The organism is Janthinobacterium sp. BJB446 (assembly GCF_002735655.1).
In the GTDB taxonomy this organism is placed as follows: domain Bacteria; phylum Pseudomonadota; class Gammaproteobacteria; order Burkholderiales; family Burkholderiaceae_D; genus Janthinobacterium; species Janthinobacterium lividum.
On the sequence record NZ_PDZK01000002.1, the window covers coordinates 231,511 to 252,036 of the forward strand.

General features: G+C 64.6%; 22 protein-coding genes. 11 read left to right on the forward strand and 11 right to left on the reverse strand.

From position 1 onward, the window contains the following. Positions 1-11: 11 nt before the first annotated feature. The 4 genes from glyS to CSQ92_RS16790 are packed head-to-tail and all read left to right on the forward strand — an operon-like array spanning position 12 to position 4,426. Entirely contained in the window at positions 12-2,114 is a 2,103-nt protein-coding gene (gene glyS, locus CSQ92_RS16775; RefSeq protein WP_099389015.1) for a glycine--tRNA ligase subunit beta, read from the forward strand. Next, positions 2,114-2,701, forward strand: coding sequence for a D-glycero-beta-D-manno-heptose 1,7-bisphosphate 7-phosphatase (gene gmhB, locus CSQ92_RS16780; RefSeq protein WP_099394839.1), 588 nt, complete (start codon positions 2,114-2,116; stop codon positions 2,699-2,701). The genes glyS and gmhB overlap by 1 nt, the downstream gene beginning before the upstream one ends. Before the next feature lie 16 nt (positions 2,702-2,717). Next, positions 2,718-3,458: a lysophospholipid acyltransferase family protein gene (locus CSQ92_RS16785; RefSeq protein ID WP_034746739.1), complete on the forward strand. Its 741-nt coding sequence runs from the start codon at positions 2,718-2,720 to the stop codon at positions 3,456-3,458. 44 nt (positions 3,459-3,502) lie between these two features. Next, entirely contained in the window at positions 3,503-4,426 is a 924-nt protein-coding gene (locus CSQ92_RS16790; RefSeq protein WP_099389016.1) for a M48 family metallopeptidase, read from the forward strand. A 123-nt stretch (positions 4,427-4,549) separates the two neighbouring features. Here the strand turns inward: CSQ92_RS16790 and waaA are convergent, their stop codons facing one another. The 5 genes from waaA to CSQ92_RS28775 all read right to left on the reverse strand — a co-directional run bounded on the left by waaA (position 4,550) and on the right by CSQ92_RS28775 (position 8,991). Beyond that, a complete protein-coding gene (gene waaA / locus CSQ92_RS16795) occupies positions 4,550-5,824 on the reverse strand; it encodes a lipid IV(A) 3-deoxy-D-manno-octulosonic acid transferase (RefSeq protein WP_099394840.1) in 1,275 nt (424 codons plus the stop codon). An 18-nt stretch (positions 5,825-5,842) separates the two neighbouring features. After that, positions 5,843-6,865, reverse strand: coding sequence for a lipopolysaccharide heptosyltransferase I (waaC, locus tag CSQ92_RS16800; protein WP_099394841.1), 1,023 nt, complete (start codon positions 6,863-6,865; stop codon positions 5,843-5,845). 4 nt (positions 6,866-6,869) lie between these two features. Continuing rightward, entirely contained in the window at positions 6,870-8,252 is a 1,383-nt protein-coding gene (locus CSQ92_RS16805; RefSeq protein WP_034780201.1) for a phosphomannomutase/phosphoglucomutase, read from the reverse strand. A 92-nt stretch (positions 8,253-8,344) separates the two neighbouring features. Further along, positions 8,345-8,653 carry an H-NS histone family protein gene (locus CSQ92_RS16810; protein WP_034780203.1) on the reverse strand — a complete coding sequence of 103 codons (309 nt, stop codon included), beginning with the start codon at positions 8,651-8,653 and terminating at the stop codon, positions 8,345-8,347. A gap of 92 nt (positions 8,654-8,745) precedes the next feature. Further along, on the reverse strand, positions 8,746-8,991 hold the full coding sequence (locus CSQ92_RS28775) for a hypothetical protein (RefSeq protein ID WP_143450378.1): 246 nt from the start codon (positions 8,989-8,991) through the stop codon (positions 8,746-8,748). Positions 8,992-9,108: 117 nt separating this feature from the next. Here CSQ92_RS28775 and CSQ92_RS16815 point away from each other — a divergent pair, with 117 nt between their 5' ends. The 7 genes from CSQ92_RS16815 to CSQ92_RS16845 all read left to right on the forward strand — a co-directional run bounded on the left by CSQ92_RS16815 (position 9,109) and on the right by CSQ92_RS16845 (position 15,562). Then, the gene (locus tag CSQ92_RS16815) at positions 9,109-9,948 is read left to right on the forward strand and encodes a symmetrical bis(5'-nucleosyl)-tetraphosphatase (RefSeq protein ID WP_092607863.1); all 840 of its coding nucleotides are present in this window, start codon (positions 9,109-9,111) and stop codon (positions 9,946-9,948) included. Between the two features lie 107 nt (positions 9,949-10,055). Continuing rightward, complete coding sequence (locus CSQ92_RS16820) at positions 10,056-10,976, forward strand: AraC family transcriptional regulator (protein WP_099394842.1); 921 nt, start codon at positions 10,056-10,058, stop codon at positions 10,974-10,976. 118 nt (positions 10,977-11,094) lie between these two features. Beyond that, positions 11,095-11,649, forward strand: coding sequence for a carboxymuconolactone decarboxylase family protein (locus CSQ92_RS16825; RefSeq protein ID WP_099394843.1), 555 nt, complete (start codon positions 11,095-11,097; stop codon positions 11,647-11,649). A 1-nt stretch (position 11,650) separates the two neighbouring features. Beyond that, complete coding sequence (locus tag CSQ92_RS16830) at positions 11,651-12,736, forward strand: acyl-CoA dehydrogenase family protein (RefSeq protein ID WP_099394844.1); 1,086 nt, start codon at positions 11,651-11,653, stop codon at positions 12,734-12,736. Continuing rightward, positions 12,733-13,533, forward strand: a complete 801-nt coding sequence (locus tag CSQ92_RS16835) for an ABC transporter ATP-binding protein (RefSeq protein ID WP_034780212.1) — start codon at positions 12,733-12,735, stop codon at positions 13,531-13,533. Before CSQ92_RS16830 ends, CSQ92_RS16835 begins: the two co-directional genes overlap by 4 nt. A 17-nt stretch (positions 13,534-13,550) precedes the next feature. After that, a complete protein-coding gene (locus CSQ92_RS16840) occupies positions 13,551-14,795 on the forward strand; it encodes an ABC transporter substrate-binding protein (RefSeq protein ID WP_099394845.1) in 1,245 nt (414 codons plus the stop codon). Positions 14,796-14,797: 2 nt separating this feature from the next. Beyond that, entirely contained in the window at positions 14,798-15,562 is a 765-nt protein-coding gene (locus CSQ92_RS16845; RefSeq protein WP_099394846.1) for an ABC transporter permease, read from the forward strand. On the opposite strand, the gene CSQ92_RS16850 is transcribed toward CSQ92_RS16845, so the two are convergent. The 6 genes from CSQ92_RS16850 to CSQ92_RS16875 form a co-directional block, all read right to left on the reverse strand. Then, the gene (locus tag CSQ92_RS16850) at positions 15,559-16,305 is read right to left on the reverse strand and encodes a lysophospholipid acyltransferase family protein (RefSeq protein WP_070281543.1); all 747 of its coding nucleotides are present in this window, start codon (positions 16,303-16,305) and stop codon (positions 15,559-15,561) included. The two genes, CSQ92_RS16845 and CSQ92_RS16850, sit on opposite strands and share 4 nt — an antisense overlap. 87 nt (positions 16,306-16,392) lie before the next feature. Continuing rightward, a complete protein-coding gene (locus CSQ92_RS16855) occupies positions 16,393-17,694 on the reverse strand; it encodes a dihydroorotase (RefSeq protein WP_070255919.1) in 1,302 nt (433 codons plus the stop codon). 24 nt (positions 17,695-17,718) lie between these two features. Further along, positions 17,719-18,684 (reverse strand): aspartate carbamoyltransferase catalytic subunit, encoded by a 966-nt coding sequence (locus CSQ92_RS16860; RefSeq protein ID WP_034780223.1) that lies wholly within the window; start codon positions 18,682-18,684, stop codon positions 17,719-17,721. After that, positions 18,677-19,201: a bifunctional pyr operon transcriptional regulator/uracil phosphoribosyltransferase PyrR gene (pyrR, locus tag CSQ92_RS16865; protein WP_099394847.1), complete on the reverse strand. Its 525-nt coding sequence runs from the start codon at positions 19,199-19,201 to the stop codon at positions 18,677-18,679. The genes CSQ92_RS16860 and pyrR overlap by 8 nt, the downstream gene beginning before the upstream one ends. Positions 19,202-19,240: 39 nt before the next feature. Then, positions 19,241-19,639 carry a Holliday junction resolvase RuvX gene (gene ruvX / locus CSQ92_RS16870; RefSeq protein WP_223278885.1) on the reverse strand — a complete coding sequence of 133 codons (399 nt, stop codon included), beginning with the start codon at positions 19,637-19,639 and terminating at the stop codon, positions 19,241-19,243. After that, positions 19,636-20,238: a YqgE/AlgH family protein gene (locus CSQ92_RS16875; RefSeq protein WP_034746689.1), complete on the reverse strand. Its 603-nt coding sequence runs from the start codon at positions 20,236-20,238 to the stop codon at positions 19,636-19,638. The genes ruvX and CSQ92_RS16875 overlap by 4 nt, the downstream gene beginning before the upstream one ends. Positions 20,239-20,526 lie beyond the last annotated feature (288 nt).

Consider the following 20,526-nt stretch of genomic DNA (forward strand, 5'->3'; position numbering starts at 1 on the left):
ACAAGAACACCATGAACCAAACACTGCTCATCGAACTGCTGACCGAAGAACTGCCGCCGAAAGCGCTGGCCAAACTGGGCGCCGCCTTCACGGCCGGCATCGTCAACGGCCTGAAAGCGCGCGACTTCCTGGAAGCCGACAGCGTCGCCACCAGCTACGCCTCGCCGCGCCGCCTGGCCGTCTCCATCACCAACGTGCGCGAAGTCTCGCCCGACAAATCGATCCGCGAAAAAGTCCTGCCCGTCTCCGTGGCGCTGGACGCGAACGGCAACGGCACGCCGCCGCTGGCCAAGAAACTGGCCGCACTGGGCTTCCCCGAACTGACGGTGGCCGAGCTGGAACGCGCCGTCGATGGCAAGGCCGAAAGCTTCTTCTACACCTACACGGCGCCAGGCAGCCAGCTCGCCACCGGCGCGCAGGCGGCATTGACGGAATCTTGCGCCAAGCTGCCGATTCCAAAGCTGATGAGCTATCAGCGCCCGGACGGCACCACCGTGCAATTCGTGCGCCCGGCCCACAGCCTGATCGCCCTGCACGGCATCAATATCCTGCCGTTGACTCTGCTGGGCTTGACGGCCGGCCGCACCACCCTGGGCCACCGCTTCCTCACCGATGGCGAACCGATCACCATCGCGCACGCGGAAAACTATGCGCCTTCGCTGATCCTCAACGCCAGCGTCATCGCCAGCAACGAGGAACGCAAGGAACGCATCCGCGCCCAGTTGCTGGACAAGGCCGGCGCCGACCAGGTGCTGATGCCCGAAGCGCTGCTCGATGAAGTCACCGCCCTGGTCGAATGGCCGGTCGTGTATGAATGCCACTTCGAGGAAGAATTCCTGGCCGTGCCGCAGGAATGCCTGATCCTCACCATGCAGACGAACCAGAAATACTTCGCCCTGACGGACAGCGAAGGCAAGCTGCGCTCGCGCTTTTTGATCGTCTCGAACATCGAGACGGACACGCCCGAGCACATCATCGGCGGCAACGAGCGCGTCGTGCGCCCGCGCCTGTCCGACGCCAAGTTCTTCTTCGAGCAAGACAAGAAGAAGACCCTGGCAGCGCGTCTGCCGCTGCTGGCCAACGTGGTCTACCACAACAAGCTGGGCACGCAAGCGGCACGCACAGAGCGCGTCAAGTCGCTGGCCGGCGCCATCGCCGCCAAGCTGCAATATGACGTGGCCCTGGCCGAACGCGGTGCCCTGCTGGCCAAGGCCGATCTGCTGACCGATATGGTGGGCGAATTCCCCGAACTGCAAGGCATCATGGGCACGTATTACGCGCGCCATGACGGCGAACCGGAAGAAGTGGCGCTGGCCGCCTCCGAACACTACCAGCCGCGCTTTGCCGGCGACAGCCTGCCGACCACCGGCACCGGCACCGCCGTGGCCCTGGCCGACAAGCTCGAAACCCTGGTCGGCATCTGGGCCATCGGCCTGGCGCCGACGGGCGACAAGGATCCGTTCGCGCTGCGCCGCCACGCTCTGGGCGTGCTGCGCATGCTGCTGGAAAAACGCTTGCCACTGTCGATCCAGGGCTTGCTGGCCGATGCCGCCGCGCAGTTCGCAACGGTGCCCGGCTTCAAGGATCCGGTCGCGGATGTCACCACCTTCATGCTGGACCGCCTGCGCGGCATCCTGCGCGAGCGCGGTTTCTCGCCAAATGAAATCGAAGCCGTCGTGGCGCAAAACCCGGACCGCCTGGACGACATCGTGCAGCGCCTGGAAGCCGTGCAGGCGTTTGCAGCACTGCCGGAAAGCGCCTCGCTGGCCGCCGCCAACAAGCGCATCACGAACATCCTGAAAAAGAACGAGGAAGCCGTCAGCCAGGTCGCCGCCGGTGGCGTGAACGTGGCGCTGCTGCAGGACGAAGCGGAGAAAAAACTGGCCGCCGCCGTTTCGCGCGTGCAGCCGGAAGTCGACGCGGCCTTTGCCAAGGGCGATTTCACCAGCACCCTGCAAACCCTGGCGCAGCTGCGCGACGATGTCGATGGCTTCTTCAATGACGTGATGGTGATGGCCGAGGATGTCGCCCTGCGCAACAACCGCCTGGCCTTGCTGTCGTCCTTGCACGGCATGATGAACCGCGTGGCCGACATTTCCAAGCTGGCGGCATAATGGGTACTCCGGCTCTGAAACTGATTATTCTCGACCGCGACGGCGTCATTAATCATGACTCGCCGGACTTCATCAAGTCGCCGGCCGAATGGCTGCCGATCCCCGGCTCGCTCGACGCGATCGCCCGCCTGAACCAGGCTGGCTATCGCGTCGTCATCGCTTCGAACCAGTCGGGCATCGCGCGCGAATATTTCGACATGACGGTGCTGAACGCGATCCACCAGAAGATGCACACCCTGGCGCAGCAGGTAGGCGCCGATATCGACGCCATCTTCTTTTGCCCGCACGCGGGCGCGGACAATTGCGACTGCCGCAAGCCCAAGCCCGGCATGTTCCATGAAATCTCGCAGCGCTACAACACCAGCCTGAAAGGCGTGCCCACCGTCGGCGATTCGCTGCGCGACCTGCAGGCCGGCTTCATCAGCGGCTGCGTGCCCTACCTGGTATTGACGGGCAAGGGCGAAAAGACCAACGAAACGGGTGGCCTGCCGCCTGGCACGCAGGTCTTCTCCGACCTGGCCGCCGTCGTCAGCCACCTGCTCAAGGCACCCGCCGCAGCGGCGCCCAGCGTGGCATTGAGTATCTAATCTTCGGAGAACCGCATTGCGTAATATTTCCCTGTTCCTGCGATCCCTGCTGTTCATGATCATCATGATCGTGGCCACCATCGTCTGGGCCTGCGTGTGCTTTTTTGCCGCGCCATTGAGCTACAACAAGCGCTATTGGGTCACCTCGCGCTGGAACGTGTTTATCCTGTGGTGTGCCAAGGTCATTTGCGGCATCCGCTATGAAGTCAAGGGCGCCGAGAACTTCCCCGACGCGCCGGCCATCGTGCTGTCGAAGCACCAGTCGGCATGGGAAACCATCTTTTTACTTCCCAGCCTGCCACGCCCGCTCGTGTATGTGTTCAAGAAGGAGATTTTGTACATCCCGTTCTTCGGCTGGGCCATGGCGCTGCTGCGCATGATCCCCATCGACCGCAAGCAGGGCAAGCATGCGTTCAAGAGCGTGGTCGCGCATGGCAAGCGCCGCCTGGCCGATGGCCAATGGATTATCATGTTCCCTGAAGGCACGCGCATTCCCGTGGGCCAGGCGGGCAAATACAAGAGCGGCGGCACGCGTCTGGCCATCGCCACGGGCGCCGTGGTGGTGCCGATTGCACACAACTCAGGCGAGTGCTGGCCCAAGCAGTCATTCCTCAAACGCCCGGGACTGATCACCGTCTCGATAGGCAAACCGATTTCGCCGGAAGGGCAAACCCCGGACAGCATGATGCAACAGGTGGAAAATTGGATAGAATCAGAAATGCGCGTCATTTCGCCTCACGCCTACAACGCTGGCTAGACGGCATCAGCGCGGTCATCCAGGAGCCGACACTGCGCCAGCAGATGAAGACCATCAAGGTCGGCGACCAGCAACTGGATTTGTTCGCGCATGACGTCTCGACCAGCACGCCCCCGGCGGTGCGCCCCACGGCACCGCCAGCGCCGCCCGTGGCGCCACCGGTAGTGGCGCCCGCGCCCCCCATCATTCGTCCTGCCCCGCCTCCCCTGCCTTCCCCGCCACGCACCGCCGATGGCCCGCCGCTGCGTCAGCTGCAGCTGGGCAGCCACCTCGTCGAATTCGCCCTGCGCCGCTCCACGCGCCGTTCCATCGGCTTCATGATCGACGATAACGGCTTGCGCGTCACGGCGCCCAAGCGCGTCACCCTGGCCGAAATCGACAACGCCATCCGCGCCAAGCAAGGCTGGATCGTCTCGAAGCTGCTGGAGCGGGGCGAGCGCAAGGTGCAGCGCCAGCAGCGTCCGCCCGTGGCCTGGGTCGATGGCGCCGTACTGCCCTACCTCGGCGGCGACATCACCCTGCGACTGCACCAGGCGCCGCGCCACCGCGCCAGCTTCCAGCGCGAGACGAATGAGCTGCACGTATGGGTCACGCCCACGGGCAGCGAGCAGCAATTGAAGGAAAAAGTGAAGGGCTGGTTCCAGCATGAAGCGCGCCAGCTGTTCGAGGCGCGGCTGGACCTGTATGCGGACAAGCTGGGCGTGCGCTACGACTCATTGTCGCTATCGTCGGCCGGCACGCGCTGGGGCAGCTGCACCATCGAGCGCAAGATCCGCCTGAACTGGCGTTTGATCCACTTCGCCCTGCCGCTGATCGACTACGTGGTGGCGCACGAACTGTCGCACCTGCTGGAAATGAACCACAGCCCCCGCTTCTGGGCCACCGTGGAATCGATCTATCCCGATTACGACGGTGCCAAGCAGGCGCTCAGAAAACGCTCGCAAGAGCTGCCAGTCCTGTTCGCGTAAACAACATTGTTGGCGTCGCCTGTCGGATTACGCGCAAGCGCTAATCCGACCTACCTCGATCACGGCAGTAGGTCGGATTAGGCCGCAGGCCGTAATCCGACAACATTGTTGGCCGTGCATCCATCACGGCAACAGGGGCTTGATGGCCGCTATCGTGCGTGGCGTGGCGCCCCGGTGCTGGTTGGCAAACGCCAGCGCTTTTTCTCCCATAGCCGCCAGGCGCGCGGGATCCTGCAGCAGGGCCGACGCCTGCGCCATCAGCGCATCGGCGTCTGCCACCAGCGCGGCGCCGCCGGCGGCAATCGCCTGCTCGGTCACCAGCGCAAAATTGAAGGTGTGGGGACCGATCAGCACGGGCTTGCCCAGGGCTGCCGGCTCGATCAGGTTTTGCCCGCCGAGCGGCAGCAGGCTGCCGCCGACGAAAGCGCAATCGCAGGCCGCATAATACGCAAACATCTCGCCCATCGAGTCGCCCAGCAGCACCTGCGTGGCCGCCGCAACGGTATCGCCCTGCGCCAGGCCGGACCTGCGCTGCACGGCCAGGCCCTGCGCCGCGATCAGTTTTTCCACTTCGTCGAAGCGCTGCGGATGGCGCGGCACGACCAGCAGCAGCGCGTCAGGTGGCAGGCTGGCGCGCGCCAGTGCGGCGAGGATCAGCTGCTCTTCCCCTTCGCGCGTGCTGGCGCACAGCAGCACGGGACGTGCGCCGATGGCTGCGCGCAGCGCCGCCCCCGTCGCCAGCGCCGCCTCGGGCACGACGACGTCGAACTTGATGCTGCCCGTGACGACCACGTCCCGCACGCCCAGCTGGCGCACGCGATCGGCGTCGTCCTGCGTCTGCGCCGCCACCAGGGTGATGCCGCGCGCCGCATCGGTGATGAGCTTGCCCAGGCGCTGCGCCTTGCCCAGCGAGCGCTGCGACAATCGCGCATTGGCCTGCACCACCGGCACTTTGTAGCGATTGCATTGGTGGATCAGATTCGGCCACACTTCCGTCTCCATCAGGATGCAGATGCGCGGCGCGAAATGGCGGATGAAGCGGGCCGGCATGGCGCCCGTGTCGTACGGCAGATAGCTTTGCACGAGACGCGTACCGTGTTTGGCGAACAGGGACTTGCCCGTGGCGCGCCCCGTCGGCGTCATGTGCGTGAGGACGATGCGGCAAGCGGGCCATGCGGCCAGCAGCGCATCGATCAGCGGCTCGGCCGCGCGCGTCTCGCCGACGGAAACGGCGTGCAGCCAGATGGTGTCCATGGCAGGCGCTGGCTGGCGCCCGTAAAAGCCCAGGCGCTCGCCCCAGTACTGGCGGTAGCCGGGTTCCTGGCGTCCGCGCAGCCACAGCCGCGCCAGCACCAGTGGCAAGGCCAGCCACCAGGCAAGGGTATAAAGAAGTCGCATGATTGTTTGATGTTGAAGTCAGGCGGGAGGATAGTCGGCCAGCAGGCGCTGCGCCGCGGCCAGCACTTCCGGCACGCCGGGCGGCGCGCCCTTGTCGCCCAGGTTGATGATTTTCGGCGACCAGTTGCCTTCCGTTTTCCACAACGGGGAATCGGCATAGATTTCCACCGTCGGACGCACAAAGGCGGCGGCGATATGCGTCAAGCCCGTGTCGACGCCGATCACCAGCGCCGCGTGGCGCGCCAGCAGGGTGGCGTCGCCCATCGACAGCTTAGGCAGCACGCGCGCATTCGGCAAGCCGGCCGCCACTTGTTCGGCTTCCGCCTTTTCCTTGGGCGAACCCCAGGGCAGCAGAATCGGCATGGGCGCGAGCGCCTGGCCCAGGGCGATCCAGTTTTCCGGCGCCCATTTCTTGGCGTCGCGCGCCGTGCCGTGGAAATACACGCAGTAAGGCGCCTCGCCCATCCAGTCCGGGCGCGGCTCGCTGCCTGATACTTCCGGCAAGCCGAAATCGGCCGGCGTGTCGACCGTGTAGCCGAGTGCCGCGGCGGCCACCAGGCGGCCCCGCGCTACCGCATGCGTGCGCGGGTCGAGGGGAATGCTTTTCGTGTGAAACAGGCGCGAGATGCCTTCATAGCCGGAACCTTCGCTGCCATTGGCCAGGCCGACTTTCTGTCCGCCCGGCGCCAGGCGCGCGGCGCCCATGATGATGCCCGTCTTGAGCAGGCCCTGGGTATCGAACACATAATCGTAGCGCGTCTGCCGCAGGCTGCGGAAGAAGGCGGCGATTTCCGCGCGCGTCTCTTTCTTGCCCAGGCTCTTGCGCCAGCGCCGTAGCGCAAACGGGAAGATGGTAGCCACGCGCGGGTTCAGGCGCACCAGGCTGGTATAGCCCTCCTCGACCACCCAGTCGATGGTCGCGTTCGGAAAATGGCGGGCGATGTCCGCCACCATCGGCAAGTTATGCAGCACGTCGCCCAGCGAAGATACCCGCACCAGCAGGATTTTCAAGGGCGCCTGTGCGTCAGGTTGACCGGCCATGCTGTCAGAACGGCAGGACAGCGTCTGGCTTGGCCGCCAGGATCACGCTCTTGAACTGCCCCTGGATGCGCGCCAGGGCTTCCGGCGTTTCCGCTTCGAAGCGCATGACGATCACCGGCGTGGTGTTCGACGAGCGGGCGAGGCCGAAGCCGTCCGCGTATTCCACGCGCAAGCCGTCGATGGTGATGATCTGTTCATTGCCGGGGAAGACGGCGTCGCGGCGCAGCATGTCCATCAGCGCGACGTTCTCGCCCTCCTTCAGTTCCAGGTGCAGTTCCGGCGTGCTGTCGGACTGCGGCAGGGAATTGAGCAGGCTTGACGGATCCGCTTCGCGCGTGAGGATTTCCAGCAGGCGCGCAGCCGAATACAGGCCGTCGTCGAAACCGTACCAGCGGTCCTTGAAGAAGATGTGGCCGCTCATTTCGCCGCCCAGCGGCGCGCCCGTTTCACGCAGCTTGGCTTTCACCAGCGAGTGGCCCGTCTTGTACATCAGCGGCACGCCGCCATGCTTGCTGATCCACGGCGCCAGGTGGCGCGTGCATTTCACGTCATACAAAATCTGCGCGCCTGGGTGGCGGGTCAGCACGTCGGCGGCAAACAGCATCATCTGGCGGTCAGGGTAGATGATCTGGCCATCCTTGGTGACCACGCCCAGGCGGTCGCCGTCGCCGTCGAAGGCGATGCCGATTTCGGCATCCGTCTCGGCCAGGCAGCGGATCAGGTCTTGCAGGTTTTCAGGATGCGCCGGGTCCGGGTGGTGGTTCGGGAAATTGCCATCGACTTCGCAGAACAGTTCGATGACTTCGCAGCCCATGCCACGGAACAGGTCGCCCGCGAATGCGCCGGCCACGCCATTGCCGCAGTCGACGGCGATCTTGATCGGGCGCGCCAGCTTGACGTCGCCCAGGATGCGCTCCAGGTAGGCGGCGCGGATATCGTGCGTGGCATAGCTGCCCGGCGTGCTGCTGGCACTGCCGTCGTGCGCGACGATGCTGTGGTACAGGGCCTGGATCGCTTCGCCGTGAATGGCTTCACCGGCCAGCACCATCTTGAAGCCGTTGTAGTCGGGCGGATTGTGGCTGCCCGTGACCATGATGCCGGAGCGCGTGTCGAGCACATTCGTGCCGAAATAAACCATCGGCGTAGCCACCACGCCCAGGTCGATCACGTCGATGCCTGCCGCTTGCAAGCCCTGCGCCAGCGCTGCCGTCAATTCCGGTCCCGACAGGCGGCCATCGCGGCCGATCACGACCCGCTGCTCGCCCTTGGCCAGGGCTGCCTGGCCAAATGCCTGACCGATCTTGTGCGCCACGCTGGCATCGAGGGTTTTAGCGATGATGCCGCGGATATCGTAGGCCTTGAAGATCGTTCTGGACAATGGAAGCATGGTGTGGGCGGTATAAGTAAGGGAATAGTGTGGTGCCTGGCAAGGTGCAGCGCGCGGCTGACAGCTTGCTGCTGCGCCAAGAGTATACCGAATTATACGCGCAGCAGATCGATCGACTTGCCCGATTCCACCCACTGCTTGACCCACAGCGGCTGGCGACCACGGCCTGTCCATTGCTCGGTCGCATTGTCAGGGTGGCGGTAACGCACCGCGACCTTGCCCGTGCGCGGGTGCAAACCATCGAGTATCAGCTGTTTCAGCGGAATGCCCGCCTGCTGCGCGATGGCCATGATCTGTTCGCGCGCCTTGTTCAAGTCTTCGCGCTCGCGGCCGTTCAATTCCTGCTTCACATTATCTTCCAGCTTGCGCAATTCCAGCATCGTCATCGTTGACAGATCCATCCGGTACATCCTTTACATTAATTTAAATAATAAAATCACGTGAAATATACTACATTGTATAAACAGCTGCGCACCGTTGCATAATCCATCAGCTATTGAATCGCGGCCATCAGCGTATTTATCCGTTCAACATTAAGATTCAATGAGGAATATGCCGAAAGCGCGCGTGAAAAATAAATAAACAAGGATGCGTGGCATTCCGGAATGGCTGCGCATGCTGCTTGCAAGGCTGGCATGGCGCAGCCATGCCATGCCGATAAACGCGCTGGCAGATTATTATCGATGTACGGCAACGGGAAATGCAGCCCTATTAAATCCCCATGCGGCATAATCGGCATCCGCTTTTTCCTTCCCGCCGGCCATGCGCGCAATTGCTCGCAGATCCGCAATGTCCCCAACGCCAAAGGACTGGCATGCTTATAATGCAGGCGCGTAGTTCACTTCACCCGGCACATATGAAAACTTACTTTATCGGCGATCTGCAAGGCTGCCACGCACAAACCGTCGAGCTGATCGAACGGATCCAGGCGGCAGCGGATGGCCCCTACCGCCTGCTGTTCGCGGGCGACCTGATCAATCGCGGCCCCGCATCGCTGGCCACCCTGCGCCACGTGCATGCGCTGGCGCGGCAGGGCCTGGCCGACAGCGTCCTGGGCAACCATGACTTGCACCTGCTGGCTGTGGCCAACGGCATCCGCCCCGAGCATGCGTCCGATACGCTGGCCGAGATCCTCGATGCGCCCGACCGCGAGGAATTGCTCGCCTGGCTGCGCCAGCGGCCACTGGCACTGGAACACGACGGCCATGTGCTCGTGCATGCGGGCTTGCTGCCGCAATGGAGCGCTGCCCAGGCCCTGTCGCTGAGCGGGGAGGTGTCCGCCATGCTGCGCAGCGACGGCTGGGTGGCGTTCCTGCGCACCATGTACGGCAACGAGCCGGCCGCCTGGCGCGACGACCTGCAGGGCGCCGACCGGCTGCGCTGCATCATCAACGCCATGACGCGGCTGCGCTTTTGCACGCCGGACGGCGTGATGGACTTCAAGATGAAGGAAAGCGGCAGCCCGCCGCCCGGCTCCGGCCTGCTGCCGTGGTTCGACGTGCCGGGACGGCGCAGCGCTGGCGACACCATCGTCTTCGGCCACTGGTCGGCGCTGGGACTGCAGTTGCGGCCACACCTGATTGGCCTCGATAGCGGCTGCGTGTGGGGCGGAAAACTGTCGGCCGTGTGTCTGGAAGACCGCTCGCTGCTGCAAGTCGATTGCCCTGCCTTCCAGCAGCACAGTGGCAAGCGGTAAGTGACAAGCATGGCGCGCATATGCTTAGTCGAAATCGGTCGTTGGCCTTGCCGCGCGTGGCCCTTATGATGCAACTTTTATGATGCAGCTTTTGTCTGTGCGATCCCATGCCCCCTGATACCGACAGACTGGCGCGCTGGCTGCTCGGCAGCCTGGAACTCGACACCGCCGTCCTGCATGTGGGCCAGTACTGCGGTCGCTGGCGCGCCTCCACGGCAGGCCGGGAACTGGGCAGCTTTCACCTGGTGCTCGATGGCCACTGCTATCTGCACCTCGACGGCGCGGCGCCAATCGCGCTCGGCCCGCGCGACGGCGTCTTCCTGCTGCGCGACTTGCCGCACTTTCTGAGTCCCCACAGCGACCCGCTGCAGGCGGTCAGCGCGCAAGCCATGCTGCCGCTGCAGGCGCCCACGAAACTGCCGGCGACGGCGCTGGCCTGCGGCTTCTTTCAATTTCGCGGTGCCCTCTCAGCGCTGATCGTCGACTCCTTCCCGCCATATCTGCTGATACGCGGCGACGCGCCCGCCTTCAGCGCCGCCGCCGCGCTGTTCGACCTGATCCTGGCGGAGGCGGGCGGCGATCCGGAACAACCATCGCCGCTCATCGCCCGCCTGGTCGAACTGCTGTTCTTTTACCTGATCCGCCATGTGGCGCAGGGCGAGCAGGTGGCGGCCGGCCTGCTGTCGTTGCTGCACCAGCCCGCGTTTTCGCCACTGCTCGAACGCATGCTCGACGCCCCCGCCGCCGACTGGTCGATCGAGAACATGGCCAAGGCAGCGTGCATGTCGCGCGCCAGCTTCTGCAAGCATTTCGCCAGCGCCAGCGGCCACTCGCCGGCCCAGTTCCTGCTCCTGCTGCGCATGAAGATCGCGGCGCGCCGGCTGCACGACGGCGTCTCCGTCGAACGCGCGGCCGAACTGGTGGGCTACCGCTCGCACGCCGCCTTTACGCGCGCCTTCAAGCGGGTCACGGGCGAGCAGCCGGGCGCCTACCGGCGCGACCAGCGCCTGCGCCAGCTGGCCAGCTGAAATCAAGGATCTCACAATCGCAGACGAACGAGCACAAAAGGGCGACGCTGACGTCTGTTGCGCGCACGGCATGGCCGATATAATGGCCGGGTGACTTACCAACTTAGCAAGGTACCCCATGTCCCGTCTGACGCTGCACACTCTAGATACCGCTCCGGCCGATAGCCGTCCCTTCGTGGAAAAGGCCATCGCCAACAATGGCTTCCTGCCCAACCTGATCGGCGTGCTGGCCAATGCCCCGCTGGCCCTGGAAACCTATCTGACCGTCTCCGGCATCAATGGACGCGCCAGCCTGAGCCTGATGGAACGCGAAGTGGTGCAAATCACGGCAGCGCGCATCCATGGGTGCGATTTCTGCATCGCCGGCCACAGCGCCATCTCGCTGAAAAAAGCGGGCCAGACACCGGACACGGTGCGCGCCCTGCAGCACGGCCAGCCGACGGGTGACATCAAACTGGACGCCGTCGCCGCCTTCGCCACGGCCGTCATCGCCACGCGCGGCGCCGTCAGCGACGCCGAATATCAAGCCTTCCTGGCCGCCGGCTACGAGGAACAGCAGGCGCTGGAAGTCGTGCTGGGCATCAGCCTGGCCACCCTGTGCAATTTCGCCAACAGCCTGGCCGGCACGCCCGTCAATCCGCAGTTGACACCCTACCTGCCTGGCGCCGTCTGACATGGGCCGCCTCAATCACTGGCTGCACATGCATGCCGACCAGCTTGACCAAACATCGGAACTGGCTGAAACCGTTTTGCCGGCCCTCGCTGGCGACCAGCTGCTGGCCATCGGCGTGCCGCAGGCACATGGCGGCGCGGGCGGCGACGTACGCGACGCCATCGACGCCATCGCCAAAGTGGCCGAGCAATCGGTGACGGCAGCTTTTGTTTTCTGGGGCCAGCGCTGCTTCATCGAATTCCTGCTGCAAAGCGAGAACCGCGCGTTGGCCGAGCGCCGCTTGCCAGGCCTGCTGGCAGGCACGCAAGCGGGCGCCAGCGGTTTGTCGAACGCCATGAAATTCTTGTCCGGCATCGAGCAGCTGCAGATCACGGGCGCGCGCCACGATGACGGCCTGCTGGTCGACGGCGGCCTGGCCTGGGTGACGAACTTGCGCAAGGCGGGCTTTGTCGCGGCGGCCGCCGTGGCGCCGAACGACGGCGCGCCCCCCGTCATCGTCGCCTTCGACAGCGGCACGGCAGGCGTCAAGCGCAGCGAAGACCTGGACCTGATCGCCCTGCGCGGCAGCAATACGGCTTCCGTCAAGCTGGCGCAGGTGCACATTCCCGCCGCGGACATCATCAGCGACAATGCGCCAGCCTGGCTGCCGCAGGTCCGCCCATCGTTCCTCGGCATGCAGTGCGGCCTGTCGATCGGCCTGGCGCGCGCCAGCCTGGCAAAAGCGGCGCAGATTTCCGCCGGCTCGCGCAACCAGCTCACGCCCCGCATCGAAGCGCTGCAAGCCACCCTGGAAAACGCTGTCGCTACCCTGCTGGCCGGCGTGCATGATGGCCGCTTCCAGACGCAGGCGCCAGCCATGTTCCGCCTGCGCATACAGCTGGCCGACGTGCTGCAGCAGGCGCTGATGCTGGAACTGCAAGCCATGGGCGGGCGCGCCTACCTGAACGCCGAGCAGCAGGGCTTTGCCCGCCGCTGGCGCGAATCGTCGTTCATCCCCATCGTCACCCCCAGCCTGACGCAATTGCAGGCGGCCTTGCAGCTGTTCGACAGCCAGCAGGCGGCCAAGGCGGCGGGAGCCCCGGCATGACGGCAGCGGCGCAGGACTGGGCGCTGCAGGCGCAGGACCTGAGCTACGCCTATCCCGGCACAGCGCCTGTGTTCCAGCACGTCTCGCTAGGCGTGCGCAAGCGTGAAATCGTCTGCCTGCTGGGCGGCAGCGGCTGCGGTAAATCGAGCTTGCTGCGCGTGCTGGCCGGCTTGCAGCCGCCATCGACGGGCGAGATCCAGTTCCTCGATGCACCCATGCGCGAACCGGATCCGCGCAGCGCCCTCGTGTTCCAGCAAGCCAGCCTCTTGCCCTGGCTGAATGTCACGGGCAACGCCGGCTTTGGCCTGGACTTCAAGCACCAGCCGCAGCTCACGCGCGAGGCGCACCAGGCGCGCGTGGCGCAAGCCATCGAAGCGGTCGGTTTGAAGGGCCGCGAAAAACTGTACCCGTCCGCCCTGTCGGGCGGCATGGCGCAGCGCGTGGCGCTGGCCCGTGCGCTGGCGCGCGAACCGGAACTGCTGTTTGCCGATGAACCGTTTTCCGCGCTCGACGCCATCACGCGCGCCGAGATGCAGTCACTGCTGGTCGACGTGGTGCACCGCTGGCACACGGCCGTGCTGCTCGTCACGCACGATATCGATGAAGCGATCCTCGTGGCCGACCGCATCTTGCTCATGGGCGGCAAGCCGGGCAACATCGTGCGCGAATGGCCCGTCGCCATCGCCCAGCCCAGAATCGGCCACAGCGCCGACGTCATCGCCCTCAAGATGGACATCCTCGACGCCCTGCAGGCGCTGCAAAAGCAGGATCAAACGCCCGCCTTTGCTCCCCATTAATCGACCGGAACATTCCCATGACATTCGAAGACCAAAACAAACCCCTGCACATCTGCGCCTCGTCCGATTGCGATTGCGGCCTGACGCGGCGCGACTTCCTGCGCATGTCGGCCCTGGCCACGGCCAGCGTCGCCTCGCCGCTGCTGTTCGCCGGCGACGCCATGGCCCAGCAGGGTCCGAAAGGCGACGACCAGCCCGTGAAGATCGGCTACCTGCCGATTACCGACGCCACCCCGCTGCTCGTCGCGCACGCCCGCAAGCTGTTCGAGGCCGAGGGCTTGCAGGCGGAAACGCCGCGCCTGTTCCGCAGCTGGGCGCAGATCATCGAAGCCTTCGTCGCCGGCCAGGTCAACGTCATCCACCTGCTGTCGCCGGCCACCCTGTGGGTGCGCTACGGCGCCAAGTTCCCCGCCAAAGTTGTCGCCTGGAACCACGTCAACGGTTCCGCGCTGACGGTGGCCAACGAGATCAACAAGGTCTCCGACCTGGGCGGGCGCACGGTCGCCATCCCGTTCTGGTACTCGATCCACAACATCCTGTTGCAGCAAATCCTGTCCTCGAATGGCTTGACCCCGGTCACACGCGCGCGCAACGCAGCCATCAAATCGAATGAGGTCAATCTGATCGTGCTGGCGCCGGCCGAGATGGTCTCCGCACTGGCCAGCAAGTCGATTGCCGGCTACATCGTGGCCGAGCCGTTCAATGCGGCGGCGGAAAACGCCGGCATCGGCAAGATCCTGCGCTTCTCGGGCGACGTGTGGAAAAACCATGCATGCTGTGTCACGTTCCTGTCCGAACGCGACATCAACACGCGTCCCGAATGGGCGCAAAAGGTCACCAACGCCATCGTCAAGGCGCAGCTGTGGACGCGCTCGAACCAGGTCGACACGGCCAAGCTGCTGTCGAACGTGGGCGAGCACCGCTACACGCCGCATCCGCTGCAAGTGCTGACGAAGGTGCTGGCCACCACCGATTACGCCAGCTATGAAAAACAGGGCCTGATCGTGCACAAGAACTGGCAGCAGCGCCGCATCGACTTCCAGCCGTATCCATTCGCCTCGTACACGGAAGAGCTGGTGCGCGCCATCGGCCGCACCAAGGTCGAAGGCGATACGCGCTTCCTGGCCAACCTCGATCCGAAGTTCGCCGCGCGCGACCTGGTCGATGACCGCTTCGTGCGCAAGGCCATCACGGCAGTCGGCGGCCCGGCCGCCTTCGGCTTGCCGGCCAACCTGCTGCGCAGCGAAACCGTGGCGGTCTGACGATGGCAAGCAAGTTGTTCACGAAGTTCGGCCTGCCCCTGGTGGGGCTGGCCTGTGCCTTGCTGCTGTGGTCCATCGGCGTGACGGCGCTGGAGAAATCCACGCCGATCGCCACCGCCTTCGCGCCCTTGCCCACGGCGCTGGCGTTCCAGGAGATGGTGGGCGGTTCGGATATCTGGCTGCACGTGGTACTGAGCCTGCAAAGGGTAGCCGTGGGCCTGGGACTGGCCATCGTCATCGGCGTGCCGCTGGGCGTGCTGGTGGCCATGTCGAAGAGCTTTTCCGGCGCGGCCATGCCGCTGTTCCAGCTGCTGCGCATGATTTCGCCGTTATCGTGGATGCCGATTGCCGTGATGGTGCTCGGTGTCGGTGACGCGCCCGTGTACTTCCTTCTGGCGTTTGCGGCCGTCTGGCCGATCCTGCTCAATACGGCGGCCGGCGTGGCGCGGCTCGATCCGAACTGGCTGCTGCTGGCTCGCAGCCTGTCGGCCACGCGCAGCGAGATCGTCTTCAAGGTAATTTTGCCGGGCATTACGGCCGATATCCTGACGGGCGTGCGCCTGGCCATCGGCATCATCTGGATCGTGCTGGTACCGGCGGAAATGCTGGGCGTGTCGGCGGGCCTCGGCTACTTCATCCTCGACACGCGCGACCGGCTCGCGTACTCGGAGCTGATGGCCGCCATCGTGCTGATCGGCATACTCGGTTTCATCCTCGACTACCTGGCCCGCGCCGCCCATGCGCGCTGGCTGCACGTGAAGAACTAAGCCGCCTTATCCAGCGGCAGCGTGGCGGCGATAGTCGCCTGCGTTGCCGCTGCCAGTTCACGGCGGTGCGCGTCGAGCGTCGCCACTGGCGCCAGACAGGTCAGGCGCGCCGTGATGGGCGGGCCGCTCAGAATCGCCACCATGCTTTGCGCAAAGCTCATCTCGCCGATGAAGTCGACGGCGTGGTGCAAGGCTCCCTTGTCATCCACATACACGAGCGCGAACGGCTGCACCGGCACTTGCGCGTCGATGGCCGCCTCGAACAGGTTGGCGTGAAACGGCAGGATCTGTCCTTGCGCGGCGGTCGTGCCTTCGGGGAAGAACGCAATGCGCTCGCCCGCCGTCAATTTATCCACCAGGCCCTGGAAAATCAAACGCAGGTCGCGCTTGCTGCCGCGCGAAATGAAGATGGTGCCGGCACGCCCCGCCAGCCAGCCCAGGATCGGCCAGGCGCGGATTTCCGCCTTGGCGACGAAACGGCAGGGGTGGACGGCATTGATGACGAAGATATCGAGCCACGAAACGTGGTTCGCCACCACCATCGCATGGTCGAGTGCCGGCACGCTGTCTGCCGGCTGCGCCACGTGCACGCCGCAGATGTCGAGCAGTTGCGTCGACCAGCGGCGGATCCGCCGGTTGCGCCCCTCCAGGTCCAGCCAGGGAAAGAGCACGGCGCTCTTGGCCATGCCGCAGCCCAGGTGAATGGCGATGCGCGCGAGGCGGTAGGTAAGCAGAAGTTTCAAATCACACCAACAAATAAACCAGAACCGAAATCCGGGAGCAGACAAGGGATGCCGGGGCAGCGCGCCCCGGTCCATGGATCTGATTTTTTAACGCTGAAACGCCACCTGTCCGGCAACGATGGTCGCCTTGACGATGCCGCTCAGCTCATAGCCGAGGAAAGGCGTGTGCTTGCCCTGGCTGGCCAGCGACGCCGACGACACGGTCCAGCGCGCGGCGGGATCGAAGACGCAGATGTCGGCCGCTTCGCCCACGGCCAGGCTGCCGGCCGGGATGCCGGCGACACGGGCCGCGTCCGCCGTGACCTTGGCCACGGCGCGCGCCAGCGGACGGGCGCCCGCTTGCGGCTGCGCCAGCGCATAGTCGTCGGCCCATTTCAGGGCCAGCGACAGCAGCAGCTCGAGCCCCGTGGCACCGGGCGACGCTTCGCCGAACGGCAGCAGTTTTTCATCGTCATCGACAGGCGTATGGTCCGAGCACATGGCGTCGACCGTGCCGTCAAACAGGCCGGCGCGGATCGCATCGCGGTCGCGCTGGCTGCGGAACGGCGGCGTGACGCGCGCATTCGGGTCGAAGAAGCCGATATCGGCGTCCGTCAGGTGCACATGGTGCACGCCCACGTCGCAGGTGACGGGCAAGCCTTCAGCCTTGGCCGCACGGATCAGTTCCAGGCCGGCCGCCGACGAGATGCGGCACAGGTGCACGCGCGCGCGGCTGGCGCGCATCAATTCGAAAATCGTGTGCAAGGCGATGGTTTCGGACATCACGGGCACGCCGGACAGCCCCAGGCGCGACGCCAGCGGGCCGCTGTGGGCGATGCCGCCGCGGCCGATGTGCGGGTCTTGCGGGCGCAGCCAGACGGTGTAGCCGAAGGTATTCGCATACTGCATCGCGCGCAGCAGCACGGTGGTGTCTTCGATCGGCTCTTCCGCCTGCGCGAAGCCGATGCAGCCCGCTTCCGTCAGTTCCGCCATTTCCGTCAGCGACTTGCCCTTCAAGCCCATGGTCAGTGCGCCCAGCGGATGCACGTGGGCCTTGTTCTGCGTCTTGGCGCGGTATTTCAGCATTTCCACCAGGCCCGGCTCGTCCAGCACGGGGTCGGTGTCAGGCGGGCATACCAGGCTCGTGACGCCGCCTTGGAGAGCCGCCTGCAATTCCGATTCCAGGGTCGCCTTGTATTCGTAGCCCGGCTCGCGCAGGCGCGCGGACAGGTCGACCAGGCCGGGGGAAACCACCAGGCCGGCCGCGTCAAACGTGGTGTCGGCCTTGAAACCGGCCGGGGCGCTGCCCACGGCCAGCACCTTGCCGTCGGCGATAAACAGGTCTTGCAAGCCATCGATGCCGTTGGCAGGGTCGATCAGGTGGCCGTTCTTGATATGTAGTGTCGTCATGCTCGCTTACTCGTCCTTGGGCTATCAGCCCTGATTACCAGCCAAAATACTCATCACCGCCATGCGCACGGCGATACCGAAGGTCACCTGCGGCAGGATCACCGCCTGCGGACCGTCGGCCACGGCCGAATCGATTTCCACGCCGCGGTTCATCGGGCCCGGATGCATGACGATGGCGTCCGGTTTCGCCAGCGCCAGGCGCTCGGGCGTCAAGCCATAGCTCTTGAAGTATTCCTGCGCCGATGGCAGCAGCGCGCCGCTCATGCGTTCATTTTGCAGGCGCAGCATGATGATCACATCGACGCCCTTGAGGCCTTCATCCATGTTGGTGAAGGTGCGCACGCCCATCTGCTCCAGGCCTCCCGGCAGCAGGGTGTGCGGGCCGATGGCGCGCACTTCCGGCACGCCCAGCGTGGTCAGCGCATGGATGTCGGAACGGGCCACGCGGCTGTGCAGGATGTCGCCCACGATGGCCACCGTCAGATTCGTGAAATCCTTCTTGTAGTGGCGGATCGTGTACATGTCGAGCAAGCCCTGGGTCGGGTGCGCATGGCGTCCGTCGCCCGCGTTGACGACGTGGACGTGCGGCTGCCTGGTGTCGATCAGGTGCTTGGCGATCAGGTAGGGCGCGCCCGACTGCGCGTGGCGCACGACGAACATGTCGGCATGCATGGCCGACAGGTTGTCGATGGTGTCGAGCAGGGACTCTCCCTTGCTGGCCGACGACGCCTGGATGTTCAGGTTGATGACGTCGGCCGACAGCCGCTTCGAGGCGATCTCGAAGGTGGTGCGGGTGCGCGTGGAGTTTTCAAAGAACAGATTGAAAACGCTCTTGCCGCGCATCAGCGGCACCTTTTTCACATCGCGGTCGGAAATGCCGACGAACGAGGAAGCGGTATCGAGGATGTGGTTGACGATAGACTTCGGCAAGCCTTCGATCGTCAGCAGATGTTGCAGTTCGCCGTGTTTATTCAGTTGCGGATTAAGCATGGTGGGTATCTATGGTGAGCGTGAATTTTCCATCGTCGGCTTGCTTCAGGACCAGGGCCTGGCCCGGCGGCACGGCTGTGAAGGCGGCCACGAAATCGGCGGCCACCGGCAACTGGCGCTCGCCGCGGTCGACCAGGGCGGCCAGCATGATCTTCGCGGGGCGGCCATAGTCGAACAATTCGTTGATGGCCGCCCGCGTGGTGCGACCCGTGTACAGCACGTCGTCGACCAGCAGGATGGTGGCGCCGGCCACGTCAAAACTGATCTGCGTCGGCTTGACGTCCGCATGCAGGCCCTTTTGCGCGAAGTCGTCGCGGTAGAACGAGACATCGAGCACACCCACGCGGTCGACCAGGTTCAGGTCGCGCGCCAGGCGTTCGGCCAGCCAGGCACCGCCCGAATGGATGCCGACGATGGCCACGTTGGAGATGCCCGCCAGGCCGCTCTGCACTTGCTGCAGCAAGACCGCGTACAGGGCCTCGGCGTCGAGTTGGGAAGGATTCGTAGGATGCGGCATAGAGTTCTTGATCATTCAGGGAGGAAGTCTAGGGTCAGATTAATAATTCGCGTCGAAATACTGTTGCAGGATGATGGCGGCGGCGCGGTCGTCGATCACTTCACCGCGCTTGGCGGCGATGACGGCCGAGGAGTAACGCTCATCGACCAGTTCCACCGGCAGGTTGAAGCGGCCATGCACCTGGTTGGCGAAACGGCGGCAGCGCGCGCTCATCTCGTGTTCCGTGCCATCGGGATGGCTGGGCAAGCCCACCACGATGCGGCTGGCGCCCCACTCCTTGATCAGGCTATCGATGGCGGCAAACTTCGGCTCGTTCGCCGTGGCCGTGATCACGCTGAGCGGCTTGGCCTGGCAAATCATGGTATTGCCGATGGCCACGCCGATGCGTTTCAAGCCGAAATCGAAGGCGAGGATGGTGTCGATGGCGTCACCGCTCATGCGTGGCCAGCCTCGCTGGCGAGCATGAGGGGATCGATACCCAGCAACTTGATGGCCGCCACGTAGCGCTGCTCGATGGGGAAGTCGAACAGGATGTCGGCCGAGGCGCCTACCGTCAGCCAGCCGTTGCGGCCGATCTCGTCTTCCAGCTGGCCCGGGCTCCAGCCCGAATAGCCGATCGAGACCAGCATGCGCTCGGGGCCATCGCCCTTGGCGACGGCTTCGAGCACGTCGATCGACGTAGTAAACGCCACTTCATCGGTCACCGTCAGCGACGAGGAATAGCGCGCGCCCGGCGTGTGCAGCACGAAGCCGCGGTCATCCTGCACGGGACCGCCGAACATGATCGGTTCGTTGATGATGGGCGTGTCGCTGCCGGCCGCCAGTTTCAGGTCGATGCGGTCGAACAGCACTTCCATGGTCATGTCGGTGGGCTTGTTGATGACGACGCCCAGCACGCCGTTTTCATTATGTTCACACACGTACACGACCGTGCCGCCGAAGATCGGATCTTGCATGGCCGGCATCGCAATCAGGAAATGGTTGGCCAGATTCAGGGTGGAGGAACCGGTCGCGGCCGGCTCTCCCACACCCTGCATCAGACGATGTCCTGGTAGAGTCTGGTCGATTTTACTCTTTTTCATACGCGATGCTCTCTCTGTGGGCTTGCTGGCAAGTCTCGCTTACCCCGCTATCGTACGCCTGGCACATCCTGCCGCGAATGCTGGGCGGCGGGAACCGTGTTGCCAGGCGCTATTCTTGTTATGTTATAAATTAGTTATCAATTCGCTGTGCCATGCGGCGACATCCTGCACGCTGAGTGACTTGCTTGATAGGAAACGTCGCTTTCCCTGCAAGCGCATTTCAATGCCAATTGTAAAATTGAT